We start from the raw sequence: 17,528 nt of genomic DNA on the forward strand, positions 1-17,528 counted from the left end.
GGGCGGGACGATCAGGCCTGCAGGCCCTCGGTCGAGGCGAAGAACATCGCCTGGCTGACGGCCGACCGCACCTGCTCCTCGCTATAGGGCTTGGAGATCAGGAAGGCGGGCTCGGGCCGGTCGCCGGTCAGCAGCCGTTCGGGGAAGGCGGTGATGAAGATCACCGGGATGTCGCCCATGCTGGACAGCAGCTCGTTCACCGCATCCACGCCGGAGGATCCGTCGGCCAGCTGGATGTCGGCCAGGATCAGGTCGGGGCGGTGCTTGCCCGCCAGGTCAATGGCGGCGGTATGGGTGCGCGCGACGCCCGTGACCTCATGGCCCATCGCCTGGACGATGCCCTTGAGGTCCATGGCGATGATCATCTCGTCCTCGATCACCATGACCTTGCCGCGCAGGGCCTGGCCCATCTCGTTCAGGGCGATCTGCACCAGCTCGTCGGCCTCGGCGGCGTCGATCTGCATGACGCGAGCGATCTGGTCGGACCGCAGCTCCTCGATGGTGCGCAGCAGCAGCGCCTCGCGGGAATTGGGCGTCAGCCCGCGCAGATGATCCTGGGCGCGGCGTTCGCGGGCGCCGATATCGGCATCCTCGACCGGCTGGCCGCTGCTCTGCCAGATGGCATGGAAAGTCTTGAACAGCGCGATGCGCAGGTCATCCTCGCCGTCCAGCACGCTGCGATCGGTCAGGATCGCCTCCAGCGTGGCTGCGGCATAATTGTCGCCGGCGCGCTGGCTGCCGGTCAATGCGCGCGCGTAGCGGCGCAGGAACGGAAGTTCGCGCCCGATGGATTGGGCCAGATCGGCAGCAGTCATCACAAAGTCCTCTTAATTCGCGTCTTGCAAGGAACCATCGGAACCCCCTATCGGTTGCATGTCGTGCGCACAAGTTTGTCGGGACTAACACCAATATGACACCGAAACGAGATGACCGTCGGAGAGCGGCAGTGGAAAAACAGATCGACGAGAACCTCAAGCGTGTCTACGAACAGGACGCCACCGACGATATTCCCGACCGGTTTCTGGACCTGCTGAAGAAGCTGAAGGACCAGGAATGATCCGCATCCCGACCCGGCATTCCCCCGTCTTTCCTGAATCGGCACGAACATGAACAAATCTCAGACGGTCCATCCGCGCGACCAGCTGGTCGATCACCTGCCCGCGCTGCGCGCCTTCGCGCTGTCGCTGACCCGCGAGGGGGCGGCCGCGGACGACCTGGTGCAGGATACCATCGTCAAGGCCTGGACGAACATGGACAAGTTTCAGGCGGGCACGAATCTGCGGGCCTGGCTGTTCACGATCCTGCGCAACACCTTCTATTCGTCGCGCCGCAAGACCAAGCGCGAGGTCAGCGACAGCGACGGCATCCATGCCGCACGCCAGGCCACGCGCCCCGACCATGACGGCCGTCTGGCGCTGCGCGATTTCCGCGCCGCCTTCGAAAAGCTGCCCGACGAACAGCGCGAGGCGCTGATCCTGGTCGGTGCCTCCGGCTTCTCCTACGAGGAGGCGGCGGACATGACCGGCGTGGCCGTCGGCACCGTCAAGTCCCGCGCCAATCGCGGACGGCGCAAGCTGGCCGAACTGTTGCATCTGGAACAGGGCGAGGAGTTGAACATGACCGATCAGGCGACCTTGGCGGTGATGGCGCAGAACAACTCCAGCTCGCGCTGAGCCGGGGTTGTGCTGCGGCCCTTCACCAGCCGGATGGAATTCACGCGGCGCCTGGGCTTTCGGCTGGGGGCGCTGCTTTCCGTCGCCATCCTGCCCATCGGGCTGATCTCGCTGGTCCAGAATCTGCATCTGTCGCGCGAGGCCGAACGCAGCGCCGAGATCGCGCTGCTGGGCCGCACCGCATCCGCAGCCGCCGGCGAACGCGCCCTGCTGCAAAGCGCGCTGGGCTCCGCCGACGCCTTGGGCCCCGCCATCCTGGAAAGCGTCGAACGACCTGAACTGTGTTCCGAACTGCTGCGCAATTTCGTCCAGCGCAGCGGCACCTATCGCCACGCGGCCTTCGTGCCGCTGGACGGGGCCGTCGAGTGCAGCTCCGCCCCGGCCGAGGCGCCGGAATACGACCTGTCGGGCAATCCCGAACTGCTGGCCTTCCTGCAGCAGCCCAGCACCACCGTGACCGCGCTGCAGAACGGCCCGATCAGCGGCGAACCCGTCGTCGTGGTCCTGCAGCCCCTTTATCGCGGCAGCGACCTTCTGGGCATGACCGCCCTGTCCCTGACGCAGGAGCTGATGCGGTCCACCCATGCGATGGACCTGGGGACCGAGGGTGCGCGCATCCTGACCTTCAACAATCGCGGCCATGTGCTGATCGCGGAAAGCGTGCAGGGCGACGACCCCGCGCTGCTGCTGCCCCGCGACGTGCCCCTGGCCAGCCTGCCCGGCCAGGGCGAGGCGACGTTCCGGTCGCGCGCCAACAACGGCCAGATGCGGGTCTTCACCGTGGTGCCGGTGGTGCCGGGCCTCGTCTATGCCTTGGGCAGCTGGAGCCCCAGCATCGCGGGCGTGGGCCTGTTCCAGCTGTCGCGTTTCGGCGCGGTGCTGCTGCCGGTGGCGCTGTGGATCGTGTCGCTGGCGGTGGCCTATTTCGCGGTCTTCCGGCTGGTCCTGCGCCACATCACCGTGCTGCGTGGCCAGATGCGCCGTTTCGCCATCGGCAGCCGCGAGGCCGCCCCCCCGGTCCTGGAGGACGCCCCCACCGAGATCGCCGATGTCAGCCAGACCTTCCACAACATGGCCCGCATCCTGATCCGCGACGAGGAGGCGATGGAACAGGCCGTCGCCGAAAAGACCGTCCTGCTGAAGGAGGTCCATCACCGAGTCAAGAACAACCTGCAGCTGATCGCCTCGATCATCAACATGCAGGGGCGGCTGATCGACGACCCCGATGCCAAGCGCGTGCTGCGATCGGTCCAGGACCGGGTGGCGGCGCTGGCCACGATCTACCGCAACCTCTATCAGGCCGAACAGCTGGACCAGGTGAATGCCGACCAGCTGATCCAGGACATCATCGCCCAGCTGTCAACGGCGTCCCAAGGCGCGGGGCGCGACCTGCGGGTGGAATGCGACATCCAGCCCCTGACCATGCTGCCCGACCAGGCGGTGCCGCTGACCCTGCTGACGACCGAGGCCTTCACCAATGCCGTGAAATACGCCCAGACCCCGCCGGGCGAGGACCGTGCCTGGGTCCGCGTGGCCCTGTCCCAGCCCCGCCCCGGCCACGGCCTGCTGGAGGTCGAGAATTCCACCGCCGACGGGTCGGAGGGCGCGGGCGGCACCGGCCTCGGCAGCCAGCTGATCGAGGCCTTCTCGATGCAGCTGGAAGGCACGGTCGAGGCGGAATCGCGCGACGGCCGCTACCGCTTGACGCTGCTCTTCACGCTGGATCAGCCGCATCACCCGACATCGGGGAACAATCCGCGCCAGGTGGTGCTGACCTCGGCCGCCCGCGCCGGATCGCGGCATTAGGGCCGCGAGCCCGCGCAATTCCGCGTGGCCCCGTGCCTGCGCGCTTGCGCGGGCTGCGGGCTGCTCTATCTTCGGGGCATGGAACACGATACCGGCTTTGATCTGGCGACGGGGCGCGGGCTGATCGCCTGCCCGCTTTGCGACGCGCTGCACCTGGAGGAGGCGATGGAGCCGGGCGAGACCGCCCGCTGCATCCGCTGCGCCACGGTGCTGGCCAAGCCCCGCCAAGGCGCCTTCGCCCAGCTGATCGCGCTGTCCTTCACCTCGATGGTGCTGCTGGTGGGGGCGATCTTCTTTCCCTTCCTGGAGGTGTCGACGATGGGCTTCGGCAATGCCAGCTCGCTCTTCGACGTGGCGCTGGCCTTTGCGGACGGGGTGTTGCTGCCCTTGGTGATCGCGGTGCTGGCGATGATCGTGGGCCTGCCCATCGCGCGGTCCTTCCTGCTGCTCTATACGCTGGTGCCGCTGGCCCAAGGGCGCCCGCCCCATCGCCATGCCGCCCGCGCCTTCCGCTGGTCCGAGATCCTGCGCCCCTGGTCCATGGCCGAGATCTTCGTGATCGGCACGGCGGTCGCGCTGGTCAAGGTGGCGGGCCTGGCCTCGGTGCATCTGGGGCCGGCCTTCTGGGCCTTCTGCGCGCTGATCTTCGTGAACCTCGCCAGCCGCGCCTTCATGTGCCAGACCTCGATCTGGGACGCGATCGAGGATGCGGGCATGCCCACGACCTTTTCCCCCCGGACCGATGCCGCATGAGCGCCCCGTCCGATGAACCCGCCGGGCCGATCCTGACCGCCCATCGTGCGGGCCTGCTGGGATGCCAGCGCTGCGGCCGGGTCTGGCCGCAGGACCATGACCAATGCCACCGCTGCGGCGCGCATCTGGTCCCGCCCGACCGGCGCGGGCTGCAGAAGGTCTGGGCCTGGTGGCTGGCCGGGCTGATCGCCTATATCCCCGCCAATGTCTTTCCGATGATGAGCACGCGCACCTTCGCGGGCCTGGCGGGCAATTCCGAGGCCACCATCCTGGGCGGCGTGATGGAGCTGATCCATTACGGCAGCTGGGACATCGCGATCATCGTCTTCGTCGCCTCGATCGTGGTGCCGATGGGCAAGTTCGTGGCCATCGCCTGGCTGGCCATCGTCGCCGGGCGCCCGGCCAATGTGGACCAGGCGCATACGCGGCTGAAGGTCTATGAGGTGGTCGAATTCATCGGCCGCTGGTCGATGATCGACGTCTTCGTCGTGGCCATCCTGTCGGCGCTGGTTCAGCTGGGCTTCGTGGCCTCGATCCATCCCGGCCCGGCGGCGGTGTCCTTCGCCCTGTCGGTTGCCTTCACGATGCTTTCCGCGCAAAGCTTTGACGCGCGACTGATCTGGCGCGGCCTGCCCCTGCGCAGCCGCCGGACCTGACGCATGACCGCCGCGCGCCCCGAGAAAGACCGCCCATGACCGATATTCCCCCGCCCCAGGCTGCACCCCTTGCCCCGGCCAGCCCCGTGCGCAAGACGGCGGCCCGCGCGGCCCAGGCCGGCGTGAATGTCATCTGGATCGTGCCGATCATCGCGCTGATCGTGACGCTGGCCATCGCTTGGAACGCCTATCGCGACCGCGGTTCGGTGATCGAGGTCGAATTCGCCGACGCCACCGGCATCACCCCCGGCGACACCACCCTGCGTTTCCGCGAGATCACCGTGGGCCGCGTCGAGACGGTGCGCTTCACCGACGACCTGGCCCGCGTGATCGTGTCGATCCGCGTCAATGGCGAGGTCGCGCAATATATCGACGACGAGGCGTCCTTCTGGATCGTCCGCCCCCAGGTCAGCGCCCAAGGGGTGACGCGTCTGGACACGGTCCTGTCGGGCGCCTTCATCGAGGGCTATTGGGATGCCGATGTGTCGGAACCCGCCACCCGCTTCGTCGGGCTGGACCGCCCGCCGCTGATCCGGGGCGATCAGCCCGGCACCTGGGTCCAGCTGACCATGGACAGCGCCGACGGCCTGACCGAGGGCGCGCCGGTCCTGTTCCGCGGCGTCGAGGTCGGCCGGCTGGAGAACATCCGCCTGAACGAGGGCGGCGAGGAGGTCGTCGTCGACGCCTTCGTCGAATCGCCCCATGACGCGCGGCTGACATCGGCCACGGTCTTCTGGGACACGTCGGGATTCTCGCTGTCCCTGGGCGCCCAGGGGATCGCGTTCAACGTGAATTCGCTGTCATCCGTGCTGCAGGGGGGCGTGGCCTTCGACACCTTCGTCAGCGGCGGCAGCCCGGTCCAGCCGGGCCAGGAATTCGCCCTGCAGCCCGATGAGGGCAGCGCCCGCGCCGCCCGGTTCGAGGATGACGACGCATCCCTGCTGCGCGTCGGCATGCTGATCGACGACAGCCTGCAGGGGCTGGAACAGGGCGCGGATGTCCAGTTCCAGGGCCTGCGCGTGGGCCGCGTCACCGATCTGGCCGTGAACCTGACCCAGGACGATGCCGGCAACACTGTCCCGCGCCAGCTGGTCACCATGCTGATATCGCCGCGTCGCCTTGGCCTCGGCCAGGGATCGACAGCGGCCGATGCGCTGGCGCTGCTGACCGAGGAGGTCGCCGAGGGCCTGCGCGCCCGCGTCGCCAGCTCGGGTTTTCTGGGCACGACGCTGATCGTCGAGCTGGTCCAGATCCCCGATGCCGAACCCGATGCGATCGACCTTGGCGGGGCCAATCCGCTGCTGCCCTCGGTCGAGGGGGACCTGGACGATTTCACCGGCAGCGCCCAGGGCCTGGTGAACCGCATCGGCAACCTGCCCATCGAGGAGGTGCTGACCTCGGCCCGCGACATGCTGGACAGCATCACCAACCTGGCCAGCGCCCAGGACACCCGCGCCATCCCGGGCGCCCTGCGCCGCGCGATCGAGGATGGCAGCCTGGCCCTGGCCGATATCAGCGCCATCACCGGCGATCTGCGCCAAGCGGAAAGCGGCCAGACCCTGGCGCGGATGCTGGACGAGGCCTCGGCCGCCTTCACCGCCGTCTCCGAGGCCGCGGCCGATGTCCCCGAACTGGTGGAGCGCATCGATTCCGCCGCAGCCTCGATCGAGGAATTCGGCTTTGCCGAGATCAGCGCCCAGGCCGAGGGCATCCTGGCCGATCTGCGATCCATGCTGGGCAGCGAGGATGCCGAACAGCTGCCGCGCAACCTGTCCAACACGCTGGAGGCCGCCACCGGCCTGCTGACCGACCTGCGCGACGGCAATGCCGCGGGCAGCCTGAACAACGCGCTGAATTCGGCCAGCAATGCCGCCGACCAGATCGCCGTGTCGGTCCAGCAGCTGCCGGCGCTGATCCAGCGGCTGCAGGCGACGGCGGGCCGGGCGGACACGCTGTTCGCCAGCTATGGCGACCGGTCGACCTTCAACAGCGAGCTGATCGGCGCGCTGCGCGAGCTGCGCCGCGCCACCCAATCCATCGGATCGGTCGCCCGGCTGATCGAACGCAACCCCCGCGCCTTCATTCTGGGACGATAAGCCATGACCCTGCCCGCCCTTCCCGCCCTGATCTCGCTGGCCCTGCTGGCCGCCTGTTCGAACCCCGAACGCACCGGCCGCTTTCTGCTGGACCCGCCCGTGGCCGGGATCCAGGTGCCCAACCGCATCGGCACGGCCGAGCTGAAGGACGTGTCCCTGCCCGAATACGCCTCGGATCAGGAGGTCGCGTTCCAGACCGCGGATGGCGCGGTGCGATCGAACCCGGACAACCTGTGGGCCGACAGCCCGTCGCGGGCCTTTACCGTGGCACTGGCCCGCGCGATCAGCGACGTGTCCGGCGCGACGGTCATCGGCGAGCCCTGGCCCCTGGCCCAGCCCCCCGCGCGGCGGATCGAGGTGCGGGTCGAACGCGCCCTGGCCCAGGCCGACGGCGCCTATCGCCTGTCGGGGCGGTATTTCGTGGCCGATGACGGGCTGACGGGGGGCGGTGCCAACCATGCGCGCAGCTTCGACATCCGGGTGCCGATGGGCGCGCAGAACCCCGCCACCACGGCGGCGGCGGCCAGCCAGGCGGTGGCGATCCTGGCCCAGCAGATCGCGACCCTGTCCGGGCCGGGCAGTACCATCGCGACGACGCGCCCCGCGACCGACAGCTTCGATCTGCCGCCGCTGTTCTGAACAGCGGCAGGCCGGCGGGGGTCACGGACCCTCCGCCGGCCCCATCCGCCGGGCAGGAACAAGGCGGGGGAGACACTGGTGAAACACCCTGCACTGCGGATGTGGCTTCGCGGCGGCGTCAGGGACGCTGCGGCAGTCCTTCGGCGCGGCCCAGCACGCGGGTGATGACGGGCAGCACGAAATGGTCAAAGCAGATCCGGTCGGGATCGAAGGCACCGGGCTTGCCGATGCCGCCGCAATCTTCGCAATCGGGGATCATGCCCCAGCAGTTGGGGCAGGCGCCCAGGGCGCAGGCCAGCATCTCGGCATGGTCGATCAGCAGGGCGTTTTCACGCTCCAGCCGGCGCAAGGCTGCGGGATCCGGGCGGCGCGGCGGCGGCACCGGGTCGGCCCCCAGCATCCGCAGCGCGGCCAGCATGTCCTGAAATTCGGTGGCGGCCTTGTCCTTCATCATCGCATCCCCCTTGGTGACGGGCGCCTGCGCCCTGTGGCATGACCTGATTCGCATCACCGCGTGAAAGCGGCGTGAAAGCGCCGTCAGCCGCGCTGCGGCGGTGCGGGTAGGACGGGGCAGGGACCCGGCCCGGCCAGCGCCGCCACCGCCTGCCGGTCGGCGGGCCGGGCGCCCCGTGCCAGTTGGCCCGCCAGCCAGCGGCTGGCCCAGGGCGCGGCCATGGAACTGCCCGACATGATCGCGAAGCCCCCGCTGGCGCGCCCGCGCACGATCATGCCGGGATGGCAGGACGACCGGTCCACCGGCACCAGCACGTCGCCCCCCAGATCCGCCCCGATCAGCGAGGCATAGGGCATCGGCCCGCCGCCCCGCCGCGCCACCGCCCCGGCCCGCAGCACGCGGCGGCCCGTGGCATAGGCATTGACCGTGTCGCCCCGCTGGACCCGGGTCGGCCCGCCCGGCGGGTCGCGCAGGATCGGCCAGCCGCGATCGTCCTGGTCGCGATAGCACCCGTCATCCAGCCAGCTCTGCCGGGCCTCGCGCGGATAGCCGCGCAGCACCTCGTCGCGCTGGACCGACAGCGCCCAGCAGGGGCCGGGCGGCCCGTCCAGCGCGATGCGCCAGCGGCCGGGCGGGGCCCAATCGCCGCCCGCCGGGCCGGGCTGGGTGGGGGCGGCGATCAGGGTCACGCAGTCGCCCCCGTCATGGCGCTGCCAGACGGCCTGGGCCAGGCGGCGGCCGTGATCGTCGATCAGCAGGCAGGACTGGCCCGGCCGGTCGAACCGCGTGGGGCAGTCCGGCCCGCCCGGCGGGGTCAGGATCAGGCAGGGGGGCGGGATGCGGGCGGGCCCCAAGCCTCGATGACGGTGGGGGTCGTGTCGCAGGGCGGCATCTGCCAGCCCAGGTGACCGCCCGGGGCCAGGCTTGCGCGCATCCGCGCCGCCCGGTGATTGCCCGTGGGCAGGACGATATGGACCGGCCCCAGATCCGCCGCCTTGCGGTCGCAGATCGCATCCATCAGCCGCTCGATCCGGGTCGATCCGTCGCGCGGCCCCGCCGTCAGCCCCAGGCTGAGATTGATGACCAAGGGCAGGCGCACGCTGCCCGGCGGCAGGCCATGCACCGCCGCGATCCGGCGATTCAGCATCCGCGCGCGGGTGACGACGAATCCCAAGGCGGCGGTGATCGCGGGTTCGGCAGAGGTGCCCGCGCTGTCGGCGATGACGGCGGCGGCCAAGGCCACGCCGATCAGCGGGTGGCGCCGCGCATCCGGGTCGCCCGGGTCCATGCCCGCCGCCAGCAGGGTGACCGCCGCCCCATGCCCCCGGCCAGCCCCGCCCCCTGGCTGTTCGGGCGGTCCATCCGTACCAGCCCCGCCTGACGGTAGATCTGCGATCATCAGGCCAGCGCCCCGGCCTCCAGCCGGGCCAGCCAGGCGCTGGCCGCCACGCCATCCAGCTGCGCACCGCAGGGCAGGTCGGGCGGCGCCGACCAGGCCGCGTCCTGAACCCAGAGCGCCGCCAGCCGCGACAGCCCGTCGGGCAGGCGCAGCCGCTGATGGGCAAAGGGGATCGCGTCGTCGATCACCGCCAGGATGCAGCCGTCCCGCGGGTCGGGCAGGGCGGCATCGGGCATCAGCGCCGCCTGCGGCGGCGCGGCCCAAGGGCAGGGGCGGATCGCATCGCCCGCGACCGCGCAGATGGGCCCGGGCGCGGTCAGCGCGGGCGGGTCGGCGAAGAGGCTGTTTGCCAGGTCCTGCGGATCGGGGGCCGGGGGCGGCAGGGGCAGGCCGTGGCGCAGGCTCCAGGCCCCGATCAGGGGCGGCACCCCGTCCGGCACGGGGGTCGGGGGCGCGAATCCGGTCATCGGAGGGCCGCCTCGCGCTCCTCCCGCGCGCGGCCCAGCAGATCGGACCAGAGCGGGGCCTGGGGCGGGGTGAACGGGTCGCCGCGGCTGGCCGCCAGGTCGCCCCAGCCCATCAGCACCTCTAGCGTGCCGGGGTGGAAATCGCGCGGCCGGGTGCCGTCCATCCATTTTTCGCCGTCGAAGCCGGCCCCCTGCAGGCTGGCCCCCTGCTGGCCCCGCGCCCAGAGCCATTCCGCGATCTGCAGGCCCAGGACCGCGCCCGCCGCGCTGTCCACCGGGTAATGCACGCCAGCCACGGTGCGGTTCACCGCGATCCGCGCGGCCAGCAGGAACAGCGGGTCGCGCGCCCGGAACGGGGCCGCAGGATTGATCAGCCGCGTCAGCAGCGCCGCCAGGCAAAAGGCCTGGGTCGCATGGCCACTGGGATAGGCGGGATGGCCGGGGCTGGCGATCATCGGCTGGATGCCGGGCGACAGCTCGGCCGGGCGGGGGCAGGCCAGGGCCAGCTTCAGGCGCATTATCAGCGGCGTCGCGACCTCCAGCGCGCAGGCCAGGGCCTCCAGGGTGGCGGCGTCTCGGGCGGGCTCCAGCGGGTGGATGGCGGCGAAGAAGGGGATCAGCGGGCCGCGCTGGACCTCGATCTCGGCCAAGCGGTCGGCGCGCAGTTCGGCGTAATGGCCGACCATTTCGACCGCGTCCGACAACGCCTGCGCCTCGGGCGCCGTGATCGTGACCAAGGGCCCGCCTTGGCAGGCCAGTTCGGCCTGGCCGGCGGATGCGGTGACGGTCAGGCCCTCGGTCAGCTCCTGCCGCAGGACGGGCAGGCGCAGCTCGGCGGGCAGGCGGGCGATGCCGGGGGCGGGCTGGGTCGGCGGGGCGGTGGCGGTCAGGACCTCGGTCCCCACGATCGCCTCGCGGCTGCGGATCAGCGCCACCGCCAGCAGCGTGGCGGAGGGATCGTCGTGATCGTCGGATTTCGCATGCTTCGCGTGATAGAGCGACATGGGGCCCACCGGGAAAAAGATGCAACGGGAACAGGAATCCATGTTAACACACGTTAACGTGATGTCGCATGACTTTTCCCCGGATGGGACGGAACACATGGCACCGCTGACCCTGCACCTGATCGGACCGGTTGCAGTCGCAGGCCCCAAGGGCGCCCGGCTGACCCCGCGGGGGATGCGGGCGCGGGGGGCGCTGGCGGTCCTGGGCACCGCACGGGGGATGCGCATGGCGCGGGGGCGGCTGCAGGACCTGCTGTTCAGCGACCGCGACCCGGTTCAGGGCAATGCCAGCCTGCGCCAGCTGCTGCGCGAGATCCGGCTGGCCTTGGGCACCCATCGCGAGGCGCTGATCTCGGGCCCGGGATGGGTGGGGCTGGACCCGGACCTGATCGCCGTCGATCTGGACGGCGCGGTGGGGCCGGACGGCCAGAGGCCCGATTTCGCCGCCGATCTGGACATCCCCGACCCGGAATTCGAGGATTGGCTGCGCGATGCCCGCCTGGCCGCCGAGGCGCGCCAGCCCGAACCCGACGATGCCCTGCCCGACCTGTGGCTGGCCGATCCGGTGCCGGGCGGCGATCAGGCGGCGCTGATGGCGCGGATGATCCTGGCCGAGGCCGCGGGCCGGGCCGCCGACCTGATGCCCGTCACCGTATGGGAGACGACCCAGCCCCCCGCCCGCGCGTCGATCCGCATCGGCGCGATGGCCCGGATCGACGCGCAGACGCTGTCAGTGGTGGTGACGCTGACCCATGCGCGCAGCGCGCGGGTCCTGGCCACGCAGCGCCTGGCATCGCCGCTGGACCAGATGGGCGCTCGGATGGACCAGATGGTCGGGCGCTGCTGCCTGGCGATGGTGCAGGCGCTGGATCAGGGGCGGGGCCTGGCGGGGGGCATGCTGTCCTTGGCCGATGTGTTCAGCTTCACCCCCGACCGGCTGGCGCGGGCCGACCGGATGCTGCGGCGGTTGGACGACCGGATCGCGCCCGCGGTCAGCCTGTCGCTGCGCGCCTGGATCCGCACCACCCATGCCTATGAGCGCCTGACCCCCGACCCGGCCGAGGCCATCGCCGAGGCCGCCGACCTGTCGGCCCGCGCGCGCCGGGCCGCGCCCTTTCACGCCACCGCCTTGGCGGTCCATTCGGTGATCGAGGCCTGGTTGGACCACGACGCCGCGGCGCTCGGCCTGGCGCAGCAGGCGGTGCTGGTCGATCCGGCCAATCCCATGGCGCGGCTGGCATGGTCGCGGGCGCTGGCCGGGGTGGGGCGGATGGCGGAATCCGCGGCCGAGGCGCAGATGGGCCTGGCCCAGCCCTTGTCCGGGCTGAACCCCGCCAATTGGCATCTGGGGATCGGGGTGGCGATGATGCGGGCGGGCGATCTGGATGCCGCGACCCGGCATCTGGACGCGGTCCACCGGCTGGCCCCCGACAACCGGCCCGCGCTGCGGTTCCTGGCCGCGCTGCGCTTTGCGCGCCGGGACGAGGAAGGGGCGTTGCGCGCCCTGATGGCCCTGCGCCGGCTGGAGCCGGACTTCACCTTGGACCTGATGGGCAGCGAGGGCTATCCCGTGGACAGCCTGCGCAGGCTGGGCCTGCTGCAGGTGGCGCGGTCGCGGCTGATCTGATGCGCTCAGACCAGCGCGTCCAGCAGCGCGCCATGCAGCCGCGGCCCCGCGACGATCAGCCCGTCGACCTGCGCGCGGTCGCTGTTGAACCGCATCGCCTGGCCGCGCCGGTCGGTGACCCGCGCGCCCGCGCGTTCCGCGATCAGGCTGCCCGCGGCGATGTCCCATTCCCAAGCGGCGCGCAGGGACAGGGCGGCGTCGAACCGCCCCTCGGCCGCCAGGCACAGCCGCCAAGCCAGCGATGACCGGAATTCGCGCCGAAAGGGGGGCACCGCGCCGCGCCAATGGCCCGGATCCGCCACCGCGCGATAGGTCAGCACCCGCGCCCCCGCGATCCCCGCATCCGACGGCCGGATCGGCTGTCCGTTCAGCGTCGCGGGGCCGTCGGCATGGGCGGCATAGGTCAGGCCGGGCACCGGCAGATGCACCACGGCGGCGATGATGCGGTCGCCTTGGGCCACCGCCAGGGAATGCGAGAACCCCTCCTGCCCGTCGATGAAGGCGCGGGTGCCGTCGATCGGGTCGATGATGAAGCAGCGGCGCGCATCCTGGCGGGCGGGGTCGGCCTCGCTTTCCTCGGACAGCCAGCCATAGCCGGGACGGGCGGCCATCAGCCGTGCCTGCAGGGCGTCGTTGACGGCCAAGTCGGCCTCGGTCACGGGGCCGGCATCGCCGCCCTTGTCCCAGCTGCGCGGGTCGCGGCGCCAGAAGCCCATGGCGATCCGGCCCGCATCCTCGGCCGCTTGGGCCAGCAGGGACAGATCCGCCTCGGGCCCCTCCACGCTCAGGCCCCCGCCACGGTCATGCCGTCGACCAGCAGGCTGGGCACCTCGGTCCCGCGCCATGGCAGGGCGTCATCGGCGGGGATGATGGTCATCAGCATGTCGCGCAGATTGCCCGCGATGGTGCATTCGTTGACCGGCCAGGCGATGCGCCCGTTCTCGACCCAGAAGCCCGCGGCGCCGCGCGAATAATCCCCGGTCGTGCCGTTGATGGATGCCCCCAGCATCGAGGTGACCACCAGCCCGCGCCCCATCCGCGCGATCAGGTCGTCGCGGCTGGCCGTGCCGGGGGTCAGGATGGTGTTGCCATGGCTGGGCGATGGCGCCGCCGCCAGGCCGCGCGCCGCCGATCCGGTGCTGTCCATGCCCAGCTTGCGCGCCGTGGCCAGATCCAGCGTCCAGCCCTGAAGAACGCCGTCCGCGACGATGGCGCGGCGCCGGGTCGGCAGGCCCTCGGCATCGAAGAGGCGCGACGAGGGGTAGCGCGGGCGCAGCGGATCCTCGGTCAGGGACAGGCCCGCTGGCAGGACCGGCTGGCCCAGCTCGCGCCGCAGCCAGCTGGCCCCGCGCGCCACCGCCGATCCGTTCACCGCCGCCAGCAGATGCCCGATCAGCGATGCCGAGACGCGGCGGTCGAACAGGATCGGAAAGGCCCCGGTCGGCGGGCGGCGCGCGCCCGCCCGTTCCAGCGTGCGTTCCGCGGCCAGCAGGCCGATCTGGCGCGGGTCGGGCAGATCGGCAGCAAAGACGCGGCTTTCCCCGGCATAGTCGCGCTCCATCCCCAGGCCCTCGCCGGTGATGGCGATGACGGACAGGGAATGGCCGGTGCGCGCATAGCCGCCCGAAAACCCGTTCGAGGCGGCCAGCCACATGCGACGGCGGCTATAGGCGGCCTGGGCGGCCTCGACCTGGGTGATGCCCGCGACGGACAGGGCGGCGGCCTCGGCCTCCAGCGCCATGGCCTCCAGCGCGGCGGGGTCGGGTTCGGGGCCGGGTTCGGCGATGTCGAGCCCTTGGGCGTCGCGCCGGTCCGACAGCTGGCCGGGATCGGCCAGGCCCAGGGTGTCGTCCACCGGCGCCTCGCGCGCCATGGCGACGGCGCGTTCGGCCATCTGGGCGATCGCCTCCGCGCCGTGATCCGACGATGACACCGCCGCCTGCCGCCCGCCCAGAAGGACGCGCAGGCCGATCTCGATCCCCTCGGCGCGTTCGGCCTGTTCCAAGGCGCCGCCGCGCACATCCAGGCTGACCGAGCGGCCGTCGATGGCCAGCGCGTCGGCCTGGTCGGCCCCGGCCTTGCGGGCGGCGGCGACCAGCGCCTCGGCCAGGCGCGGCAGGCGGTCGGGGTCGTTCTGGGCGTCTGGCATCGCGATGTTCCGTGGGTATGAAGGATCGGGGCCGGGGCGGCGATCGCCCCGGCCCCGCGTCATGTCAGCCGATCACTGGATCTGCTGGCCGTTGGCGAAGATCGAGCCGCCCTCGCGGAACTCGATCTCGGTCTGCAGGCGGTCGGGGTCGCCATCCACGGGACGGGCGAACATCGCCATCATCATGCGCGGCCCCATCAGCTGGTCCTGGGGCAGGACGCCCATCTGGACCAGCCGGTCCAGAAGGCCGTTGATGCCCGCGAAATTGCCCGTCAGGCTGCCCACCGGCTGGCTGGGATCGTCGCCGAAGGTCAGCGCGCCCGACAGATCCGCACTGGCGCCCAGGGCGGCCAGCGACAGGTCGTTGATCGTCAGGCTGCGCGGCAGCAGCGGCACGGGCGGGGCCTCCTGCGGATCGGCATCGGCCTCGGGTTCGGTGTCGAGGAAGTTGCGCGTGACCAGCGCCTCGCCCGACAGATCGACGGTCAGGCTGGCCGGGTCGCGGGGCAGGGCGGTTTCGGGGTCCAGCGCCGCCCAGACCTCGTCATCCAGCATCAGCCCGTCCAGGACATAGCGCAGCGCGAAGGGCTGGGCCTCGTCCCCGGCCAGGACCGGCATGCTCAGCAGAAAGCGGTTCTCGCGCGCGGCATAGGCGATGGGAAAGGGCATGTCGCTGGAGGTGATGCGCGTCCGGATGTCGGTCAGGCCGCCCTCGTAGGACAGGCCCTCGGCACCGATGCCGATGGCCAGGCTGCCCGATGCGGCCTCGAAGCTGCCGGCGCTGTCCCGCTGTTCGCCATCGGCCATCCGGCTGGTCGCGGTGAAGCTGCCGCTGGTCGCGCCCATGCCCACCGTGCCGCCCGCGGCGAAACCCGCCTGCAGCGCCTCGGAGGGGCGGTTGTTGAAATCGGTCTGGCCCGCGGGGCTGTTGCCCTGACCCTCGATCTCCAGATCGGCGATGGTGAATTCGGCGGTGAAGCGGTCCGTGCCCCCAGCCTCGCCGTCAGCCTCGCCGTCCTCGCCCTCGACATCCGAGGGGCCGGCGGCGGCGATGTTCATGGTCAGCTGGTCGGCACGGCCGGTATAGGTCTGGGCGCTGGCCCCGTCATCGCCGGTGGTGACGCTCTGCGATCCGGTGACATTGGTCAGGGTCGCGTTCAGCGGCACCTCGTTCTCGTCGTCCAGGGCGCGGCCCTGCAGGGTCATGCTGGGCATGACATAGTCGTGGCGCATGTCCTGGGGCGTGCCCGAGGACAGGGTCTCGTTGCCGGGCGCGTCCATGGTCAGGGCAAACCCGGCCGGGCCGCCCTCGGCGTCGCGGTTGCGCATCTCCAGCAGCATCTGGCCCTCGATCACCGAACGCACCGTGCCGTCGCCCACCGGCATCAGGTCGATGCGGGGCATGGTGAAGGCCATGTCGGGGGCGTCCTGGCCATCGGCCTGGCTGCGCAGGACCACGTCGGTCAGGCTGAGCGCCTGGTCCGAGGCATCCTCGGCGCCGACATCGACCTGATAGCCCATCTGCTCATAGCTGCTGCGCAGGTTCTGCCAGACTTCGGCGGGGGTGACATCGGCCAGGGCGGGGCCCGCCGCCAGGATCAGGGCCAGTGCGGAACTGGCCAAGGCCGTGGTTGCATGGGGACGGTTCATCACGGATACCTTTCGCAAACCTCGCATTCGCCCAAAGTCCTGACATAGTGGCGGGAAAAGGGAAAGGGAACATATCGTGATCCGCTGCCGCCATGACGACGGGCTGACCCTGCTGACCATCGACCGGCCCGACAAGGCCAATTCCCTGACCGGGGCGATGCTGCGCGATCTGATCGACGCGCTGGCCGATGCGGCGCGCCTGCGCAGCCGGGCGCTGATCCTGACGGGGACAGGGAGGGTCTTTTCCGCCGGGGCCGATCTGGACGAGGCGCGGGCGGGTCTGGCCACGGCCCCCGAATGGGACGCGCTGTCATCGGCGATCGACCGCCTGCCCGCGCTGACGGTCGCGGCGCTGAACGGCACGCTGGCGGGCGGGGCCTTCGGCATGGCGCTGGCCTGCGACCTGCGCCTGGCGGTGCCGGAGGCGCGGTTCTTCTATCCGGTGATGCGTTTGGGGTTCCTGCCGCAGCCCGCCGATCCGGCGCGGCTGGCGGCGCTGGTCGGTCCGGCGCGGGCGCGGATGATCCTGATGGCGGGCGCGCGGATCGAGGCGCCCGAGGCCCTGTCATGGGGCCTGGTGGACCGCATCGTCGCTCAGCCCGACCTGATGGAGACCGCGCAGACGCTGACCGCCGATGCACTGGCGGCATCGGCGGATCATGTGGCGGCGATCAAGGAAATGACGCGCGGCGGTCAGAGGCCTGCTACAGTGAAATAGGTATCCACGCCCTCGTCGTCGGAATAGCCGACGCCGCTGGCGATGATGCAGCTGGTCTCGTTGTCGCGGGGCGCGACCAAGGTCCAGGTGCCCAGTAGGTCCGACCCCCACAGTTCGGTGCCTTGGGCGCCGGCGGTCTCGATCGGCTCCTCGCCGAAATCATGGCTGAGGGTGAAGGCGATCTCGAAATCGTCGGCGCAATAGGGCTGGTCGTCGATGGCCACCTCGGACAGGGGCATGTCGCGGATGTCCTGCAGCAGGGTGGCGGGTTCGACGCCCTCCATCGCACTCCAGGCCTGGACGGGCTGCGCGGCGGCGGGCAGGGTTCCCAGCAGCGCGACGGCGCCGGCCAGGCCAAGGCGAACGATGCGGTCTGCGCGGGTCATGGTCGTGGTCCTTCCTTGCGAATTGCAGGGAAAAACGCGGATTTCGCCCGT

General features: G+C 71.0%; 19 protein-coding genes. 9 read left to right on the plus strand and 10 right to left on the minus strand.

Annotated features, from left to right (window positions below):
- Positions 1 to 11: 11 nt before the first annotated feature.
- A complete protein-coding gene (locus JHW48_RS00360) occupies positions 12 to 815 on the minus strand; it encodes a response regulator (protein ID WP_119886511.1) in 804 nt (267 codons plus the stop codon).
- A gap of 131 nt (positions 816 to 946) precedes the next feature.
- Between JHW48_RS00360 and JHW48_RS00365 the strand changes: the two genes are divergently transcribed.
- The 7 genes from JHW48_RS00365 to JHW48_RS00395 all read left to right on the plus strand — a co-directional run bounded on the left by JHW48_RS00365 (position 947) and on the right by JHW48_RS00395 (position 7,623).
- Positions 947 to 1,057 carry a NepR family anti-sigma factor gene (locus JHW48_RS00365; protein ID WP_240637866.1) on the plus strand — a complete coding sequence of 37 codons (111 nt, stop codon included), beginning with the start codon at positions 947 to 949 and terminating at the stop codon, positions 1,055 to 1,057.
- A 49-nt stretch (positions 1,058 to 1,106) separates the two neighbouring features.
- A complete protein-coding gene (locus JHW48_RS00370) occupies positions 1,107 to 1,673 on the plus strand; it encodes an RNA polymerase sigma factor (protein ID WP_119886513.1) in 567 nt (188 codons plus the stop codon).
- Positions 1,674 to 1,682: 9 nt separating this feature from the next.
- On the plus strand, positions 1,683 to 3,479 hold the full coding sequence (locus JHW48_RS00375) for a histidine kinase dimerization/phosphoacceptor domain -containing protein (RefSeq protein WP_240637867.1): 1,797 nt from the start codon (positions 1,683 to 1,685) through the stop codon (positions 3,477 to 3,479).
- 78 nt (positions 3,480 to 3,557) lie between these two features.
- A complete protein-coding gene (locus JHW48_RS00380; protein ID WP_119886514.1) occupies positions 3,558 to 4,232 on the plus strand; it encodes a paraquat-inducible protein A in 675 nt (224 codons plus the stop codon).
- Positions 4,229 to 4,888, plus strand: coding sequence for a paraquat-inducible protein A (locus JHW48_RS00385; RefSeq protein ID WP_119886515.1), 660 nt, complete (start codon positions 4,229 to 4,231; stop codon positions 4,886 to 4,888). The genes JHW48_RS00380 and JHW48_RS00385 overlap by 4 nt, the downstream gene beginning before the upstream one ends.
- Before the next feature lie 35 nt (positions 4,889 to 4,923).
- Positions 4,924 to 6,984, plus strand: coding sequence for a PqiB family protein (locus JHW48_RS00390; protein WP_119886516.1), 2,061 nt, complete (start codon positions 4,924 to 4,926; stop codon positions 6,982 to 6,984).
- 3 nt (positions 6,985 to 6,987) lie between these two features.
- Positions 6,988 to 7,623: a PqiC family protein gene (locus JHW48_RS00395; RefSeq protein ID WP_119886517.1), complete on the plus strand. Its 636-nt coding sequence runs from the start codon at positions 6,988 to 6,990 to the stop codon at positions 7,621 to 7,623.
- A 118-nt stretch (positions 7,624 to 7,741) separates the two neighbouring features.
- Here the strand turns inward: JHW48_RS00395 and JHW48_RS00400 are convergent, their stop codons facing one another.
- The 5 genes from JHW48_RS00400 to JHW48_RS00420 form a co-directional block, all read right to left on the minus strand.
- Positions 7,742 to 8,077 carry a hypothetical protein gene (locus tag JHW48_RS00400; protein WP_119886518.1) on the minus strand — a complete coding sequence of 112 codons (336 nt, stop codon included), beginning with the start codon at positions 8,075 to 8,077 and terminating at the stop codon, positions 7,742 to 7,744.
- A gap of 83 nt (positions 8,078 to 8,160) precedes the next feature.
- Entirely contained in the window at positions 8,161 to 8,931 is a 771-nt protein-coding gene (locus JHW48_RS00405) for a hypothetical protein (protein WP_272835672.1), read from the minus strand.
- On the minus strand, positions 8,898 to 9,365 hold the full coding sequence (locus JHW48_RS00410) for a hypothetical protein (RefSeq protein ID WP_272835673.1): 468 nt from the start codon (positions 9,363 to 9,365) through the stop codon (positions 8,898 to 8,900). Before JHW48_RS00410 ends, JHW48_RS00405 begins: the two co-directional genes overlap by 34 nt.
- A gap of 110 nt (positions 9,366 to 9,475) precedes the next feature.
- Positions 9,476 to 9,943, minus strand: a complete 468-nt coding sequence (locus JHW48_RS00415) for a hypothetical protein (protein WP_272835674.1) — start codon at positions 9,941 to 9,943, stop codon at positions 9,476 to 9,478.
- Positions 9,940 to 10,947 (minus strand): phosphatase PAP2 family protein, encoded by a 1,008-nt coding sequence (locus JHW48_RS00420; RefSeq protein ID WP_272835675.1) that lies wholly within the window; start codon positions 10,945 to 10,947, stop codon positions 9,940 to 9,942. Before JHW48_RS00420 ends, JHW48_RS00415 begins: the two co-directional genes overlap by 4 nt.
- A 97-nt stretch (positions 10,948 to 11,044) precedes the next feature.
- Here JHW48_RS00420 and JHW48_RS00425 point away from each other — a divergent pair, with 97 nt between their 5' ends.
- Positions 11,045 to 12,574, plus strand: coding sequence for an AfsR/SARP family transcriptional regulator (locus JHW48_RS00425; protein ID WP_147388095.1), 1,530 nt, complete (start codon positions 11,045 to 11,047; stop codon positions 12,572 to 12,574).
- A gap of 5 nt (positions 12,575 to 12,579) precedes the next feature.
- Here JHW48_RS00425 and JHW48_RS00430 read toward each other — a convergent pair whose 3' ends face one another.
- From JHW48_RS00430 to JHW48_RS00440, 3 genes are all read right to left on the minus strand, one after another.
- The gene (locus JHW48_RS00430) at positions 12,580 to 13,290 is read right to left on the minus strand and encodes a 3'(2'),5'-bisphosphate nucleotidase CysQ (protein WP_240637855.1); all 711 of its coding nucleotides are present in this window, start codon (positions 13,288 to 13,290) and stop codon (positions 12,580 to 12,582) included.
- A gap of 68 nt (positions 13,291 to 13,358) precedes the next feature.
- Positions 13,359 to 14,723: a TldD/PmbA family protein gene (locus JHW48_RS00435; protein WP_119886345.1), complete on the minus strand. Its 1,365-nt coding sequence runs from the start codon at positions 14,721 to 14,723 to the stop codon at positions 13,359 to 13,361.
- A 72-nt stretch (positions 14,724 to 14,795) separates the two neighbouring features.
- Complete coding sequence (locus JHW48_RS00440; protein ID WP_119886346.1) at positions 14,796 to 16,373, minus strand: DUF2125 domain-containing protein; 1,578 nt, start codon at positions 16,371 to 16,373, stop codon at positions 14,796 to 14,798.
- A gap of 76 nt (positions 16,374 to 16,449) precedes the next feature.
- Between JHW48_RS00440 and JHW48_RS00445 the strand changes: the two genes are divergently transcribed.
- Complete coding sequence (locus JHW48_RS00445; protein WP_119886347.1) at positions 16,450 to 17,091, plus strand: enoyl-CoA hydratase/isomerase family protein; 642 nt, start codon at positions 16,450 to 16,452, stop codon at positions 17,089 to 17,091.
- Here JHW48_RS00445 and JHW48_RS00450 read toward each other — a convergent pair.
- Positions 17,067 to 17,477, minus strand: a complete 411-nt coding sequence (locus JHW48_RS00450; protein ID WP_119886348.1) for a hypothetical protein — start codon at positions 17,475 to 17,477, stop codon at positions 17,067 to 17,069. The genes JHW48_RS00445 and JHW48_RS00450 overlap by 25 nt on opposite strands.
- Positions 17,478 to 17,528: the final 51 nt, after the last annotated feature.

Origin of the sequence: Paracoccus aestuarii (assembly GCF_028553885.1) — a bacterium.
GTDB classification, from domain to species: Bacteria; Pseudomonadota; Alphaproteobacteria; order Rhodobacterales; family Rhodobacteraceae; genus Paracoccus; species Paracoccus aestuarii.